Origin of the sequence: Streptomyces toxytricini (assembly GCF_014649915.1) — a bacterium.
Taxonomy (GTDB): Bacteria; Actinomycetota; Actinomycetes; order Streptomycetales; family Streptomycetaceae; genus Streptomyces; species Streptomyces toxytricini.
Map to the genome: position 1 here is coordinate 250,960 of NZ_BMTY01000005.1, position 16,544 is coordinate 267,503.

5 protein-coding genes are annotated in these 16,544 nt (G+C 75.0%); all 5 read right to left on the bottom strand.

The window, feature by feature from the left end; all coding sequences use genetic code 11:
* Positions 1–26: 26 nt before the first annotated feature.
* On the bottom strand, positions 27–1,823 hold the full coding sequence (locus IE170_RS08545) for an acyl-CoA dehydrogenase family protein (protein ID WP_189808685.1): 1,797 nt from the start codon (positions 1,821–1,823) through the stop codon (positions 27–29).
* Positions 1,823–3,544, bottom strand: coding sequence for an acyl-CoA dehydrogenase family protein (locus tag IE170_RS08550; protein ID WP_189808686.1), 1,722 nt, complete (start codon positions 3,542–3,544; stop codon positions 1,823–1,825). Before IE170_RS08550 ends, IE170_RS08545 begins: the two co-directional genes overlap by 1 nt.
* Positions 3,541–5,151 carry a PfaD family polyunsaturated fatty acid/polyketide biosynthesis protein gene (locus IE170_RS08555; RefSeq protein WP_189808687.1) on the bottom strand — a complete coding sequence of 537 codons (1,611 nt, stop codon included), beginning with the start codon at positions 5,149–5,151 and terminating at the stop codon, positions 3,541–3,543. Before IE170_RS08555 ends, IE170_RS08550 begins: the two co-directional genes overlap by 4 nt.
* Before the next feature lie 37 nt (positions 5,152–5,188).
* Positions 5,189–12,979, bottom strand: a complete 7,791-nt coding sequence (locus tag IE170_RS33155; RefSeq protein WP_189808688.1) for a beta-ketoacyl synthase N-terminal-like domain-containing protein — start codon at positions 12,977–12,979, stop codon at positions 5,189–5,191.
* 103 nt (positions 12,980–13,082) lie between these two features.
* Positions 13,083–16,544: SDR family NAD(P)-dependent oxidoreductase (locus IE170_RS08565; RefSeq protein WP_189808689.1), on the bottom strand; the 3,462-nt coding region annotated here is incomplete at its 5' end.

A 16,544-nucleotide genomic window follows, 5' to 3' on the forward strand; every position in this document is an offset into this window, starting at 1 on the left:
CGTCCTTCACAGTCGTTGCGGCGATGTCAGATGCGGGCGGCGGAGGAGTCGGAGGTCCGCTTGGCGAGCGGGAACTGCCAGAGCGAGAACAGCCGGTCCTCCCGGTGCAGATGCCGCAGCACCTGCATCACGTCGTCGACCACGGACTGGTCCGTGACCGCTTCGTGCGGGTACAACTCCCTGCGTACGCGCTCCAACTGGAGCAGCAGTAGAGCGGGATTGGGGAGGGGGGCCTCGAGTACCCCCTGCGAGTGAACGTACGACAGCACGACCGCAGCCGCCGCGTGCACCAGGCAGTACTCCTTGGCCAGGTCGAACAGCTCCGGCGACTGCGCGTACGCCCGGCCCAGCCGCGCCTTCAGCTCCCGCGCCCGCCCGTGCAGCGCGCCCGCGCGCCCCACCAGCTCCTCCGCGGTGTCCGCCGCGGCCAGCAGCCGCTCCCGGTCCGTGCCCGCGGCCGCGTCCGCGAGCTCCCGCAGCCGGCGGATCCCGTCCGGCGCGGCCAGCACCGCGTCGTCCAGGCCGCCCCGGCTGAACAGCTCCTGCTTCCACGGCGCGTACGGCGGCAGCTCCGCGTCCATCCCGAACAGCGTCGCGGCGCGCTCCTCGGCCACCGCCACGGCCGCCGGATCCGGGTCGGCCGCCGACGCCAGCAGGCTGCCCAGCTGGTGGCCCAGGTTGCGCAGGTTCACCACCGTGTTGCCGTCGGCGATGTCGGTGATCAGGATGTCGCGGACCATCTTCTGGTGCATGCCGTAGTGCGGGTGGTCGCGGACGAACGTCCGCGCGCCCAGCACCACCGTCAGCTGCGACAGCGTCCGCTGGAGCTTCGTCGGCACGAGGTACTTCACCACCGACGACCACACGCTGACCTGCTCGGGGGCCGCCTGCAGGCTGCGCGTCGCGCCCAGGAACACCGCGTCCGCCAGCATCAGGTCCGCGAAGGCCTCCGCCAGCTGCCGCCGCGTGTACGGGACGTCCGCGACGGTGTCGCCCAGCAGCACCCGGCTCTCCGCGAAGTCCATCGCCAGGCGCAGGCTCGTGTCCACGGCCGCCAGCGCCAGGTGCATCAGCACCACGCGGGCCGTCTGGCTCGCCTTCAGCGCGATCTCCAGGCCCTCGCCGCGGCGCCCCAGCATCGCCGAGTCCGGGACGAACGTCCCGTCGAAGCGGACCCCGCTGAGGTCCAGCGCCCGCACCCCGTACAGGTTCTCGAACGGCGTGTCCTCGATCGTGCCCGGCTCCGCCAGCCACTTGTCGACCACGAACAGCGAGTACGCGGCCGGGCCCGGCCGCTCCCCGGTCCGGGCGAAGACGACCATCTTGTCGGCGACCGTCGCATTGCCGATCGGCCACTTCTCGCCGTACAGCCGCCAGCCGCCCTCCACGCGTTCGGCCCGCACCTCGTTCGCCACCAGGTCGCTGCCGTGCACCCGCTCCGACAGGCCCCAGGACATCGAGCTGCCCCGCCGCATGTCCGCGATCAGCGACCGCTTCTGCTCCTCCGTGCCCGTGATCCACGCCGGCATGAAGCTGAGGTTGTTCAGCGCCGTGCCGACCGCGGTCGACGGGTCGCGGCGCGCCACCAGGCGCATCAGGTTGACCCCGGTCTCCACGTTGCCCGCGAGGCCCCCCTGCTCGGCCGGCAGGCCCCGCAGGTGCGCGCCCCACCGGCGCAGCAGGTTCACGTAGTGCACCGGGTAGGCGCCGCTCTCGTCGAACTCCAGGACCCCGGTGAACGGCATCCGGCTGTCCGGGTCGTGCGGGTCGCCGAGGTACTCCTCGAGCTCCGCGGCCAGCGCGGTCAGATCGGACTTGGACATCAGGACTCTTCCCGTCGGTTCGTGGCCAGCCGCACCGGCAGCGCGGTGAACAGCAGGCCGGACTCCCTCAGCGCCAGCGCCGCGTCGAGCGCCGGCTCCAGCACCGCGCCCCGCCGCCGCGGGTCGGTGCCGTCGGCGCGGGCCAGCAGATAGCCGAGGACCGCGCCCAGCCAGCCGGCCGAGCCGGGCTCCGTCCCGTACAGCGGGCGGTCCCGGTTGGCCCGCCACAGGTGGACCGCGCAGCCCGCCGCGTGCAGCCACGCGTACCGCTCGGCCGCGTCCACCAGCGCGTTCGGGTCGGCGCCCGGCCCGCGGGCCGCGCGGGTCAGCCCGCCGAGCCCCGCCACCGCGGCCGCCAGCTCCTCCACCAGCGCGGCGACCGGCGCGGCGGACGTGTCCGCCGCCAAGGCCGCGGACACCTCCGCGGCCGCGTCCGGCAGGGCCGCCAGGACCGGGTCCGCGCCCCGCGCGAACATGTCGAGCCGCTCCGGCTCGTACGCGGGCAGCCCGGCGTCCAGGGCGAACACCGCGGACAGCGCCTCCGGATCGGCCGCCGCGGCGCCGCCCTCGGTGAGGGTGGGCACCTGGCCGGCGTACGACTTCAGGTTCGCCAGGGTGCTCGCGTCGATCACCCGGACCACCGCCGTGTCCCGCTGGAGCTTCTGGAACAGCCCCGCGCCGCGCTCGCCCTCCCGCAGCACCGAGCGGGTGGCCAGCACCGCGCCCGCACGCCGGACCAGCTCCTCGCAGGACTCCGCGACCACGTGCTTGGCCGCCGGCGCCCACACCGAGAACGCCTCCGGCACCACGTGCACGCCGCGGGCCGCGGTCAGCGCCGACACGTCCGCCGCGAGGAGGGCCGCCGCCGCGACCGACAGCTCGCGCCGCGGCCACGGCGACGACGCCAGCACCGCCCTGCCGACCTTCCGGACGGCCGCGAAGTCCAGGGCGATGCGGACGGCGCTGTCCGCGATGCCCAGGCTGCCGGCCATGCTCATCAGGCGGACCGCCTGCTGCGCCTTGACGGCCGCCTCCAGGCCCTCGCCCTCCCGGCCCACGCGCGCCCCGTCCGGCACCCGCAGGCCCGTGAACCGCAGCCGGGCCAGGTCGATCCCGCGCATCCCGTTCGTGGCGGCCGCCGGCAGCCGCTCCAGCTGACCCGCCGGCACGTCCCGCAGGTCCAGCAGGACCGCCGAGAACGCGCCGGGACCGCGGGCCCCGGTGCGGGCGACCACGTACACCGCCTCGCACCGCAGGCCCAGCCCGACCATCCACTTCTCGCCGTCCAGCACGCCGTCCGCGCTGAGCGCGACCTCGTTGGCCAGCAGGTCGCTGCCGTGCGCCGACTCGGTGAGCGCGAAGCCCACCGCGCCGCCGCCGCGCAGGACCTCCGCGGCGAGCTGCTGCTGCTCCACGTTGCCGTGCAGCTGCAGGCAGGTCGCCGCGATGATGCTGAACATCGTGCCGGGCATGATGTTGACGTCCCGGCGGGCCGCCGACCGCACCAGCGTCAGGCTGCGGTCGAAGGCCTCGAACGTGCCGCCCCACTCCTTGGGCAGGTAGTTCAGGTGGAACCCGGCCCGCGCCAGCTCGGCGCAGAACTCCGCCGGGAACTCGTCCCGCTCGTCGCGGCCGACGGCCGCCGCGAACCCGTACGGGTTCGCGTCGTCCGCCGGGTCGCCGAGCAGCGCCTCCAGCTCCTCCACGTCGCGCACGCTCACGGCATCCCCGCCGAGGTCTCCAGCGGCACCGGACGGTAGTCCGCGGCGGACGCCGGCACGTGCACGCCCGCGTTGCGCAGCTGGTTCAGCCGGGTGTGGAAGGCGGCGCCCCGCATCAGGTGGTGGGCCACCTCGGCGACCCGGCGGTTGCCGGGCGTCTTGAGGTAGCTGCCGGTCACCCAGTCGTTGAAGCTGCCCATCGCCGGCCCGCACCACACCTGGTAGTCCATGGCGCGGTCCGCGTCGCCGACGACCGCCCAGCGCGAGGCCATGCCGAGGTACCAGCGGAACACCAGCGCCATCTTCCGCTTCGGGCTGTCGGCCGCGCGGGCCAGCTGCTCGGGGTCGCGGCGGGTGAAGTAGCGCACGCACTCCTGCCAGACGTCCTCCAGCGGCCGCCGGAACACCTGCGACTCCAGCTTCGCCCGGTCGGCGGCCGGGATGTCCTCCAGCCCGTCGTACGCCTGGTACAGCTCGTACAGGCGGCGGGCGCGCATCGGGAAGAACGTGCCCTTCTTCAGGACCTGGAGGTCCACGCCCATCTCGAACATGTCGGCAGCCGGGGCCATCTCGCAGTCCGCGATGCCCGCCTCCGCGAGCATCGCCTTCGCGGCGGTGGAGGCGCCCGACTCCAGGCACGACTGGTTCACCGAGCCGGTCACCGCGTACGCGGCGCCCATCGCGAAGGCGGCCGCCACCGCGACCGGGGTGCCCAGGCCGCCGCCGGCGCCGACCCGGATCGGGACGGCGTACCGGTACTCGCGCTGCACGTTGTCGCGCAGCCGCAGGATCGACGGCAGCAGCGCGGGCAGCGGCCGGCGGTCGGTGTGGCCGCCCGAGTCGGCCTCGACGGTGATGTCGTCGGCCAGCGGCAGATGGCGGGCCAGCTCGGCCTGCTCCGCCGTCACCAGCCCCTGCTCCAGCAGGGCCGAGACCAGCGCGGCCGGCGCCGGCCGCATGAACCGCTCGGCGGTCTCCGGCCGGCTGATCTTGGCGATCAGCCGGTTGTCGGCGGCGATGCGGCCGTCCTCGTCCCGGCGCAGCCCCGCCAGCCGGTAGCGCACCACGTGCGGGGTGAGGTCCATGTACGCCGACGCCTCGACGCAGCGCACCCCGTGCCGCAGGAACAGCTCGACGGCCTCCCGCTCCAGCCGGTCCTCGCTCGGGCTGTGGATCAGGTTCACCGCGAACGGCAGCCCCGGGATCTCCGCGGCGAACCGGGCCAGCGCCGCCTCGATGTGCTCGGGCAGCAGGCCGGCCGCGCCGAAGGAGGCCAGGAACCCCTCCCGGGCGAGGGCGACCACCATGTCGGCGGAGGCGATCCCGCCCGCCATGGCGCCCGCCATGTACGCGTACTTCACCCCGTGCGCCGCGCGGAAGGCGGCCGAGCCCAGCCGCTCCGGCGGGAGCGGCTGTGCGGCGGCCAGCAGGGGCAGGCCGTCGCCGTCGGCGGTCGCGAAACCGCCGGCCGCGGCGCCGATGCCCTCACGGGTGACGGTGATGAAACACGGGTGGTCCAGATCGGCCAGCACCTGGTAGATCCCGGCGGGGTCGATGCTCGGGTTGCGCTCTCCGTACCACCGGAGAGGGGTCTCGAGAGTGTCCATGGGGAAACGAAGCTCCTTGGGCTCAGCTGTCGGGCCGTCAGGCCTCGGTGGAACGGACCTCGATGGCCACGTCGGTGAGTTCGTAGATGCGCAGTCCCGGCTTCGACAGCTCGGCGTCGGCGACGATCAGCAGGCGGCCCTCCTCGCGGCGCACCTCCTTGATGTGCACGTCGAAGGAGAGCTCCTTGTCGTGGCGCAGGATCTGGCCGCGGTACTTCCAGGACATCTCCACCCCGGTGGCCATCGCGAAGCGCGGCCGCTCGAAGCCCTCGGCGAGGTTCTCCTCGATCACGTACAGGCGCATCGCCTGGAGGATCGCCTCGACGCCGAGCGAGCCGGGCATCACGGGGTCGCGGTGGAAGTGGCAGTCGAAGTACCACTCGTCGGGGCGGATCGCCCGGTGGCCGTGCAGGTAGCCGCGGCCGTGCCGGCCGCCGCCCTCCACCAGGTCCACCCGGTCGACGAGCGCGTACCGGCCGCCGGGCAGGTGCAGGTGGCCGCCGGACGGGTCGGTGAAGGCGGGCGCCCCCTCGGGGAGCTCGATGCGGCGTACCTTCGCCGGGTCGACCTCGTTCGTCTCGATCCAGGGGGCGACGTACTTGCCGTTGTCCAGGCCCACCTGGTTGGCCAGGGCCGCGTCGCTGAAGTACCCGAACAGGGACTCGCCCGTGTAGAAGACCTCGCCGTCGGCCGACAGCTCGTAGGAGAAGTTCTGCAGGACGGCGCCGGTGACGGCGCTGGTCATCAGGAGCTTGGAGTGGTGCCGGATGGTCTTGCCCCGCAGGTCGACGTCCTTGACCAGGGTGGCGCGGCCGTCCAGGTTGCGGATGGCGTACTGCTCGTCGGTGTTCTTCAGGGTGGCGCCGAGGTAGTAGCCGAGGAAGATCGCCGCCTGGAGGGAGCTCTCCATGTAGACGGCGTTCGGCATGTGCGGGTACGCGTTCTCCTCGTAGTACCAGGCGTCCGCCGGGGAGTCGTACTCGGTCACCATCTCCGAGCCGGGGCCCAGGTCGCCGCGGGTGCCCTTGAGGGACATGACGCGGTCGACGAACTGGAACGCGCCGTTGGGGATGTACGGGGCCCGGCTGGTGCGGTAGACCTCGAACTCGGGGCCCATCGCGATGTCCAGGTCGCCCTTCGCGGCGTGCGCCAGGTGCATCTCGTTGATCATGGCGGGCTCGCCGCTGCGGTTGCGGCGGCCCAGGAACTGCGGGATGCCGCCGGCCTCCGGGCGGTAGGGGGTGCCCGGCTTCTCGCGGACCTGGAGGCCGAGGTTCTTCATCCGGATGACCGGCAGGTCCCCTATGTAGATCAGCACGTCCGCGATGACGGTGGCGCGCGGCAGGAGCGTCAGCTCCATGACCTCGACCTCGTAGCGGATCTGCGTGTGCTTCTGCGTGATCTGCCCGCGGACCTGCACCTCGATCGGGGTGTCCGTGACGCACTGGAACGCGGCGTCCGGGAGGGTCAGGTGCATGCCCTGGTGCAGCAGGTAGATCTGCAGGAGCTGGACGGCGCCCTCGGCGACGAGGGAGCCGGCGAGCACCGGGTCGTCCGGGAAGTGGCACTCGAAGTACCAGGCGTCCGGCTGCAGGTTCTTCACGGCGCTGAGGGTGCCGAGGCCGCGGGGGCCGCCCTTGCGGTCGATGGTGACCTCGTCGACCATGCGGAGCTTCTCGACCGGCAGGCGCAGCGCAGGGTTGATGCCCGGGTCCTGGGCGTGGTCGGGGCCGAACACGTCGCCGGGGCGGCCCTGGGCGAGCAGCTCCAGGTCGCCGGCGGTCAGGTGGTTCTTGTCGGTGTAGGCGAGCGGCTTGAAGTACCCCTTCGGCAGGGCGGCCCGCTCGGCCTTCTCCTTGTCGGTCATCACCACGCCGATCGGGGTCTCCAGCTCGGCGGCGCTGAAGAAGCCGGCGCAGGCGTCGTGCAGCTCCAGGATGAGCTCGCCGTCGGCGTAGCACTTGTAGCTGAAGAAGAACAGCGTGGTGTCGCCGTTGTGCACGAAGCGGTCGATGGAGATGTCGTACTTGAGGGTCTGGCCGACGCGCGGCAGGTTCCCGCGGAAGACCAGCGTGCTGTCGAGGAGGCGGTAGACCCGCTCGCCCTTGTTGCGGAAGTCGATGCCGAGGTAGCTGACCAGCAGCAGGTCGCACTGGCCGGCCTCGACGGTGACGGCCGGGGGCACGCCCCCGTCGACGGCGTACCAGGCGTCCTCGGGGACGTCGTACTCCGTGGTGATCTTCGCCGGCTTGAACTCGTGCGTGGTGCCGGACAGGGCGGTGACCCGGCTGACGAAGTGGTACGGCTCGGCGGGCAGCCGGACGCGCTGGGCGTAGCCGTCGATGACGCCGAACTCCGGGCCGAACACCTTGGCGACGCTGCCGACGGCGAACTCCATCAGGTCCGCCTCGTCCCAGATCACCCCGTCGGGCTTCGGGGAGGGGGCGGCCGGCGGCAGGACGGCGCTCGCCTCGACGACGCGCGGCGGGGCGGGCGGCTGCGGCAGGGCGGCCGGCGCCGGCGGCGCGGCGGGCAGCGCCGCCTGGACCGGCGCGGCGGGTACGGCGGGGGCGGCGGGCGCGGCGCTCACCGGGGGGACGCCCCCGGCGGTGGCCGGACCGCCCTCCAGCAGGGATTCCGCGCGGCTGAGCGCGGACTCCTGCAGGATGCGCTGGGTCTCCATCACCACCGCGTGGGTGGAGACCATCTGGCGGCGGATGTCGCGCACCAGGTCGGCGGCGGCCGCGGCCGCGTCGCCGGAGGCGGCGGGGGCCGGGGCGGCCTGGGCGGACCGGGACGGCGTACGGCGGGCGGCGGCCCGGGCGGGCGCCGTCGCCGGCAGCGGGGAGCCCTGCCCGGCCGGGGCGCCCGGGGCCGCGGGCGCGGCGGGGGCGGCCGGCTCGGCGGCGGCGGGCTGCACGGCCGCGGGCACCGGGGGCGCCCACGGGAGGAAGGAGATCGGCTCGCCGTCGAAGGCGATGACCTCCGGATCGGCCAGGGTCGGGTCGGCAGGCATGAGGCGTGGGTCCTCCGGCGGTACGGACGGGACGGGTGCGGGTGTTGCCGCGGCCGACGCCGCGGCCGGAGCGGGGGCGCCCGGGCGGGCGGGTCTTCCGGCGGCCGGGGCGGCCGTGCCGGTGGAAAGCGGCCCGGCGGGCGCGGAGCCGGAGCCGGCCGGGCCGGCGCCTGCGGCGCCAGGTCGACCGGCGCTCCCGGTGGCCGGACCGGCGGAACCACCGCCGGCGGCCGCAGCGGAGGCAGACGGCGCGGAGTCCGCGGCCGACTCCCCGGCGGGGCCGTCGGCGGGAGGCGGGACGGCACGTCCACCGCCGGGCGAGCCGGACGGACCGGACCCGGGCGCCGCGGCGGTGCGTCCGGCGCCGGCCTGGGCGGACCCGCGCGCCGCGGTTCCCGGCCCGGTCGGACCGGTGCCCGCGGAGCCCGGTCGGCCGGGGTTGCCGGCGGCCGTGGCGGCGCGCGTGCCGTCGGGCAGGGGCGCCGTGGATGCGGCGAGGGGGCCGGCGGCGCCGGCCGCGGTGACGCCCGCGGCGACGCGGGAGGGGACCGGGGTGCCGCCGCCCACCCGGAAGCGGGAGTTGCGGGCCGCCAGCACCGGTGCGGGTTCGGCGGCGGGCGCCAGCAGCGGTTCCAGGTCGACGGCGAGGCCGTGCCCCACCAGCCGGGCGACCAGCTGCGCCACCGACCGTGCGGCCGGCACGCCGCGCCGGTCCACCGGCACGGCGACGTGCGCCGCCCCGCCCAGGGTGTCCTTGACCCACCGAGAGCAGGTCGAGCTCGGCCCGACCTCCAGGAAGTAGCGGAAGCCCCGGTCGTAGGCCCCCTGCACCAGCCGCGGGAAGTCGATCGTGGACCGCAGCGTGTGCGCGATCCGGCGGCTGACCTCCGTGCGGTCCAGGTCCCGGATCGCCTCGTAGTCGTACGCGCTGAACAGCTCCAGGCCGCCCGTCGAGCCGGTCGGGTAGTCGTTCAGGCCGGCCAGCCCGTCCAGTTCGGCGTCCACCGCCGGGCAGTGCATCACCGCGTTGACGGGCGACCGGGCCGCAGGGCAGCCCAGTTCCGCGATCAGCGCCCGGCACTGCGCCGGATCGCCCGCGACCACCAGCTCCTTCGGGGTGTTGACGTGCGTCAGGTACACCCGGTCGTAGCCGCGGGCCAGCGCCGCCCGGACGGTGTCCGCGTCGGTCAGCAGCACGTGGCTCGCCCACACGTCCGCGTCGGGGGTGCCCTCGGGCAGGCCCCACAGCTCGCGCACGGTGCGCCGCGGCCCGCACAGCCGGTCGTGGAAGAGCGGCGTGTTGCTGATCAGGTCGTCGCGGCGGCCCTCCGGCAGCCAGCACTCCGTCGCGAACAGCATGCTCGACTCGCCGAGGCTGTAGCCGAAGCCGCCGTGCGCGGTGATCCCGAGGACACCGCGGACCAGGTCCGTGTACAGCATCGCGAAGCTCGTGCCGGTCGCCAGCATGAAGGGGATGTCCTCACCGAGCGAGGCCTCCAGCTCCATCAGCTCCCGCCGCCCGGGCGCCGCCTGCGTCCGCGGGTACAGGGCCGCGGCCCGCATCAGCCGGGCCGGCTCGTCCGCCTGCCCCTCGAACCGGTCCAGCAGTCCCGGGAACGCCCGGAAGAAGTCCTGGCCCAGGCCCGGGTAGGAGTTGAACGCCCCCGGATAGACCAGCGCGACCCGGCCGTCGGGGCCGATCGGCGCGGCCGTGGAGAAGCTCCCCGCCGGCGTCGCCCACTCCCCGCCCCCGGCGTGCACGCCCGGCAGGTCCCTTACGGCGAGCTCCAGTTGGGCCAGGAGCTCCTCGCGGTCCCGCCCGACGAGCACCGCGCGCACCGGCTTCCCGGCGAGCGTTGCGGCGGCCGCGCGGGCGAGCTCGTACGGGTCGCGGCCCTCGGCCACCAGGTCCCGGTGCAGGGCGGCCAGCGTCAGCAGGTCGTCCGCCGAGTCCGCGGCGAGCGGCAGCAGCACCGGCCCGTCCGCGCGCCGCCAGTCCGCGGCGCTGACCGCGCCGCGCGTGGTGTCGGAGGACAGCACCATGTGGCCGTGGGCGCCGCTGCCGCCGAGGAAGCTGACCGCCGCGTACCGGCGGCTGTCCTTCCGCGTACGCAGCCACGGTTGGGAGGCGGTCGGCACGTACAGCCCGGACGCCGCGAAGTCCTCCGCGAGGTCGCCGGCCGGACGCTGCCAGCCGCGCGTGCCCGGCACGTAGCCGTGGTGCAGGCCCAGCACGGAGCGGATCAGCCCCGCCATGCCCGCCGCGCAGCCGGCGTCGCCGACCTGCGCCTTGGCGCTGCCCAGGGCGGCGCTCGCCGTGCCCGCCGGGTACACCGCGGCCAGCGCCGCGATCTCCGCCCGGTCCTGGGCGGCGGTGCCGCCCGCGTGGGCCTCGATGCAGCCGATGTCGGCGGCCGTGACGCCCGCCTCCGCCAGGGCGGCCGAGGCCGCCGCCTCGAACGCGTCCGCGTCCGCCTCCGGCAGCACCCCGTCGACGGGGTCCGCGTACCGGATCGCGAGCGATTCGAGCCGCGCGTACACCCGCGCACCCGGACCCGCCCCGCCGGGGCGGGTGACGACGACCGCGCCGGCGCCCTCGCCGATGCGGAGGCCCCGCCCGCCCTCGCCGAAGGTCAGGCCGGCCTCGGCCACCGCCTCCGGCGTCAGCAGCATGTTCTCCGCCGAGCCCGCCAGGTCGACCGCACCGACCAGGACGGCCTCGATGCTCGGGTCGAGCAGCAGCAGCCGCGCCACCTCCAGCGCCTCGGCGGTGCCGGAGCCGTCCGCGGAGACCGTGAACGACGGGCCCGTCAGGTTCCACAGCGAGGAGATGCGGCTCGCCATGACGTTGCCGATGTAGCTGAGGACCTCGTTCGCGACGATCGGGTCGACGACCGCGTCCCGGCCGACCGCCGTCAGCGCGGACAGCACCTCCTCGTCGACGGGCACCCCGGCCCGCTCGAACTCGGCGCGCAGGAACTGCCCGAGCCGGTAGCGGGTCAGCCGCAGGTGGGTGGCCGGCTCCATCTCCATCGCCACGACCACCGCGATCCGGCGCGGCTCGGGCGCGGTCCGCCCGGCCGGCACCGCCCGGCTGTAGCCGGCGTCCAGCAGCGCCTCGTCGGCGACCTTCGTCGCCAGCGCGTGCTGGAGGTTGTACGTGCGCAGGTCCGACGGCGGGATCTTCTGGTCGATCGGGTCGATGCCGACGCCGTCGACGAACGCGCCGTGCGGGAGGGCGTCCGGCGACACCCCGGCCGCGGTCTCCAGGGAGCCGCCGCGGGTGCCGTCCAGGCCGCGCCAGCGCCGCTCGGGCAGCGGGACGAGCGCGTCCTCGCCGCCGTACACGGCCCGCTCGAAGGAGCCGACGCCGTCCAGCGCGCCGAAGTGCGCGCCGAGGCCCACCACGTCGAGGGCGGGCAGCGCCGCCGCCGGCTCCTCCGCGGGGGCCTCGCCGCCGGTGTGCTGCGAGAGCACCACGTGGGCGTTCGTCCCGCCGAAGCCGAACGCGGACACCGCGCCGCGGCGCGGGCCCGGACCGGACGGCCAGTCGCGGCCGGCGCGCACCAGGTTCGCGGAGCCGACCCGGCCGTCCTTGGACGACACCGGCTGCTCCACGCCGATCGTCGGCGGGATGTGCCCGTTGCCCATCGCCAGGACGACCTTCAGCATGCTGCTGAGGCCGGCGACGGTCAGCAGGTGCCCGATGTTGCCCTTGACCGAGCCGATCAGCGGGGTCCGGCCGGCCTCGCCGAAGAACTCGGCGACCGAGCCCGCCTCGGTGGCGTCGCCGATCGGCGTCCCCGTGGCGTGGCACTCCAGGTAGTCGATCGCCGCCGGGTCCACGCCCGCCTGGGCGTACGCCAGTTCGTACGACTGGAGCTGGCCGCCGGACTGGGGGACGAGGAGGTGGCGGCCCGCACCGTCGTTGGTCAGGCCGATCCCGTCGACCACCGCGTGGATGGTGTCGCCGTCGCGCAGCGCGTCCGCGAGCCGCTTCACGGCGACCATGCCGGCGCCCTGGCCGGTCAGGATGCCGCCCGAGCGGTCGTCGAACGGCTGGCTGAACCCGTCCCGCGGATACGCCTGCAGGTCGGAGAACGACAGGTGGATGAGGGTGGGGTCGGGGGCGCACACGCCGCCCGCGAGCACCAGGTCGGCCTGTCCGGCCGCCAGGTGGTCGCAGGCCAGCTTGAGCGCGTACAGGGCGGAGGAGCAGGCCGCGTCGAGGGCGTAGCGGGGACCGCCCAGACCGAGCGCGGCCGCCGCCACCCCGACGGGGGAGCCGCTGACCCGCAGGTCCTGCGGTTTCAGGGACGCAGCGTCGATCTGCAGGGCCTTGTCGACGAGCGCGCCGAGCGCCGGGTGGCCGGCGTCGCGCAGGCCCTGGAGGACGGCCTCCTGCACGAGCGGCACGCTGACCTCGGCCGAGGCGAGGGTCGGGAAGGAGTAGTTGCCCAGGATCAGACCGGTGCGGGCGAGGACCTCCGGCCGGTCGGCGTGGCCGCTGTCGCGCAGCGCCTCCCGCGCCACGTGCAGCGACCAGTGGAAGATCCGGTCGAGGCCGGCGAGCTGCCCGGCGTCGAGGCGGTAGCCGGTCGGGTCGAAGGCGAAGTCGGTGATGAAGCCGCCCCGGCGGCAGTAGATCTCGTGCTGGGGGTCGGTGTCCCGGGGGTCGAGGGCGGGGCCGAAGACCTCCTCCCCGCCCTCCCTGCGGCTGTCCGTGCCGGAGCTGAGGTTCTGCCAGAACTCGGCAGGCGTCCCCGCTCCGGGGAACAGGCAGGAGAGGCCGACGATCGCGTACTTGCTCATGAGAGCTGTGGGGTCCCTTCTGAGGGGCGGCCGGCCCGGACGGGCGCACGGTGCGGGTACCGTCCGGGCCGACACGACCGCTTGCGTCGGATACGGAGCGGAATCAGCCGCTGGTGCCGTTCCGGGTGGCGAACTTCGCCGCCAGCTGCGGGGCGGAGACCACCGACACGTTGTCGAAGCGGGTCAGGACGCGTCCGTCGGGCGCGCAGGCCGTGATGGTGAGCGAGGAGCTGGTGCCGTTGCTCGCCGCGGTCGGCTCCACCACGATCAGGAACGGCTCGCCGTCCGGCAGCGGGTGGTGCAGGTCGGCGCGGCCCACCGAGAGCGGCAGCCCCGACGTCCCGCGGAAGAGCTTCACCCACACCAGGCCCGCCTGGAGCAGCAGGTCGGCCGTGCCGGGCGCGTACCGGGCGCCGCCGTAGGCGCCGCCGTCGGGCCGGTGCTCGGCCAGCGAGGCCTCCAGCACCAGCCGGGACTCCGCCTCGGCGAGGATCCGGCGCACCCCGCGCAGGGACGGGCCGTGGAAGAGCGTGCCGTCGGCGTACAGGAACCCGGCGTCCCGGCCGGTGCCCGCCGCCGGCAGCCCGGCCACCGCCGGCGCGTCGGCCGCGGCGCCCGTCTCGACCACCGCGCCGTAGTGCGGCCGCGGGCCGCCGTCGGCGCCGGTCGAGCGGATCGCCGCGCCCAGCGTGTCACCGGACGGAGTGAGGGTCAGCGAGATCCGGGCCGGCTCGGTGCCGTCGAAGACGATGCCCTTCTGGACGGTGAAGTCCCGGACCCGGCGCACCTCCTCGCCCGTCGTCCGCTCCGCCGCGCCGATCGCCCAGCCGAGGGCGACCGCCGCCGGCAGGACCGCCGCGTCACCGATCACGTGGTCCCCGATGATCGGGTCCCCGGCCAGCGCCTCCAGCGACCGCTCCACCGTCACCGGCGCGCCGCTCGCGGGCCGCTCCGGCTCGGACAGCGGCGTCGTCGGCCCGAGGACGGTGACGACGTCGTCCGCACGGCCCGCCGAGAACTGCTCGGCGAACATCTTCGCCCCGGTCTCCACGGGGATCAGGACGATGCCCCGCTCCTCGAAGATCGCCTTGACCTGCGGGGAGACCATGCCGCTCTCCCAGGCGCCCCAGTTCAGGGAGGTGATGTGGGCCTGCGGGTTGCGCTGCTTGAACGACGACGCCCAGGCGTTCAGGACCTCGTTGGCCATCGCGTAGTCCGACTGGCCCTGGTTGCCGAAGAACCCGGCCACCGAGGAGAACAGCACCGCGTGGCGCAGCGCCCCCGCGGGCAGGGCCGCGGCCACCGAGCGCAGCCCGGCCAGCTTCGGTGCGAAGACCCGCTCGATCTCGGAGGCCTTCTTGTTCGCGATGAGCTGGTCGGCCAGGACGCCCGCACCGTGGACCAGGCCCGTGACGCGCTCCCGGTACGGGGCCAGCGCGGCGGCCGTCGCGGCCGCGTCGGTGATGTCCGCCGCGAGGTACTCGACCTCGCTGCCCGCGGCCCGCACCTCCTCCAGCGTCGCCCGGATCTCGCGGGCGCCCACGACCGCACCGCTGAGCTGCTCCACCCGCTTCGGGGTCGGCTTCTCACCGGTCGCCTTCAGGTGCGCGGCCGCCGCGCCCTTCAGCGCGGACTCCGCCACGCCGCGCGCCCACTCCGGCTCGTCGGCCAGCGGGGTGCGGCCCAGCAGGAGCAGTCCCGGCCGGTACTGCCGGGCCAGTTCGACGACGCAGGCGGCGGTGATGCCGCGGCCGCCGCCGGTGACCACCAGCAGGTCGTCCGGGCCGAGCTGCGGGACGTCGGTGCCGGCGGCCCGCAGGGGCTGCTCGGCGAGGGTGAGGCCGACGCGGCGGGTGCCGTCGTGGCCGACCTGCACGGTGTCGGCGACGGCGTCGGACGCCTCGTCCACGACGAGAGCGGCGGCCGCCTGCGCGTCGAGCGCCGGCGCCAGGTCCACGGCCCTGCAGAACACCGCCGGGGCCTCCACGGCGAGGGTCTTCACCAGGCCGGCGACACCGCCCGCAGGGACCTTCTCCTCGGCCACCCCGCCGAGGCCGAAGCGGCCGTCGAGCCGGGTGGCGGTGACGAACGCGGCCCGCCCGGAGGCGGCGGCGGTGCCGAGCGGCTCGACCGCGTGCTTGGCGACGAGGAGGGTGTGCGCCAGCCGGCGCACCCCGTCCGACCAGTCGCCCCCGTCGGCGGCGGTCACGTCGACGACGAGGCTGACCCGGTCGGCCAGGACCGGCTCGATCCGCTCGGCGAGCTCCGTGACGCCCCAGCCGGACAGGGCGTGGTCGCTCACGCCGGTGATCCGCTCGGCGACCCCGGGGAGCCGCAGCACGTGCACGCGGCGGCCGGAGCCGGTGAGCCGGGCGGCGACGGCCGCGGCCAGCTCGGAGCCGTCGTCGACGACGAGGGCGGCGCTGCCCTCCTCGTACGCGCCCACCAGCAGGTCCGGCGTGGGCAGGACCGTCAGCGCGGCCTGCGCCCGGCCGATGCCCGCCTTGGGCTGCGGGGCGCCGCCCGCGGCGGCGGGGGCGGACTGGGCGGCCTGGGCTCCGGTGGGGGCGGAGCCTCCGGCGATCAGCCGGACGATGTCGCGCAGGGTGCGGAGTTCGGCGAGCTGCTCGGGTCCTGCGGTGACGGTGGCGTCGGCGCGTTCCTGGAGGACGCCCATGATTTCGACGCGCTTGATGGAGTCGATGCCGAGGTCGGCTTCGATGTCCATGTCGAGGTCGAGCATGTCGGCCGGGTAGCCGGTCTTCTCCGAGACGACGGAGAGGAGCACGGCCTGGACGGCGCCTGCGTCGGGACCCGAGGCAGCCGGAGCGGCGGCCGGAGCGGCGGCCGGAGCGGTGGGGGCCGCGGAGCCGGCGATCAGCTGGACGATGTCGCGCAGGGTGCGGAGTTCGGCGAGCTGCTCCGGACCCGCCGTGACGGTGGCGTCGGCGCGCTCTTGCAGGACGCCCATGATTTCGACGCGCTTGATGGAGTCGATGCCGAGGTCGGCTTCGATGTCCATGTCGAGGTCGAGCATGTCGGCCGGGTAGCCGGTCTTCTCCGAGACGACGGAGAGGAGCACGGCCTGGACGGCGCCTGCGTCGGGACCCGAGGCAGCCGGAGCAGCGCCCGGGGCCGCTGCCGCGGTGGGGGCCGCGGAACCGGCGATGATGCCCACGATGTCGCGCAGCGTGCGGAGTTCGGCGAGCTGCTCGGGTCCTGCGGTGACGGTGGCGCCGGCCCGCTCCTGGAGGACGCCCATGATTTCGACGCGCTTGATGGAGTCGATGCCGAGGTCGGCTTCGATGTCCATGTCCAGGTCGAGCATGTCCGCGGGGTAGCCCGTCTTCTCCGAGACCACGGAGAGGAGGACCGCCTGGACGGCGCCGGCGTCCGGGCCGGAGGCCGCAGCCGGAGCGGGAGCGGCAGCCGGAGCCGCCGCGGTGGAGCCGGCCATGATGCCGATGATGTCGCGGAGGGTGCGCAGCTCGGCGAGCTGCTCCGGACCGGCGGTGACGGTGGCGCCGGCGCGTTCCTGGAGGACGCCCATGATTTCGACGCGCTT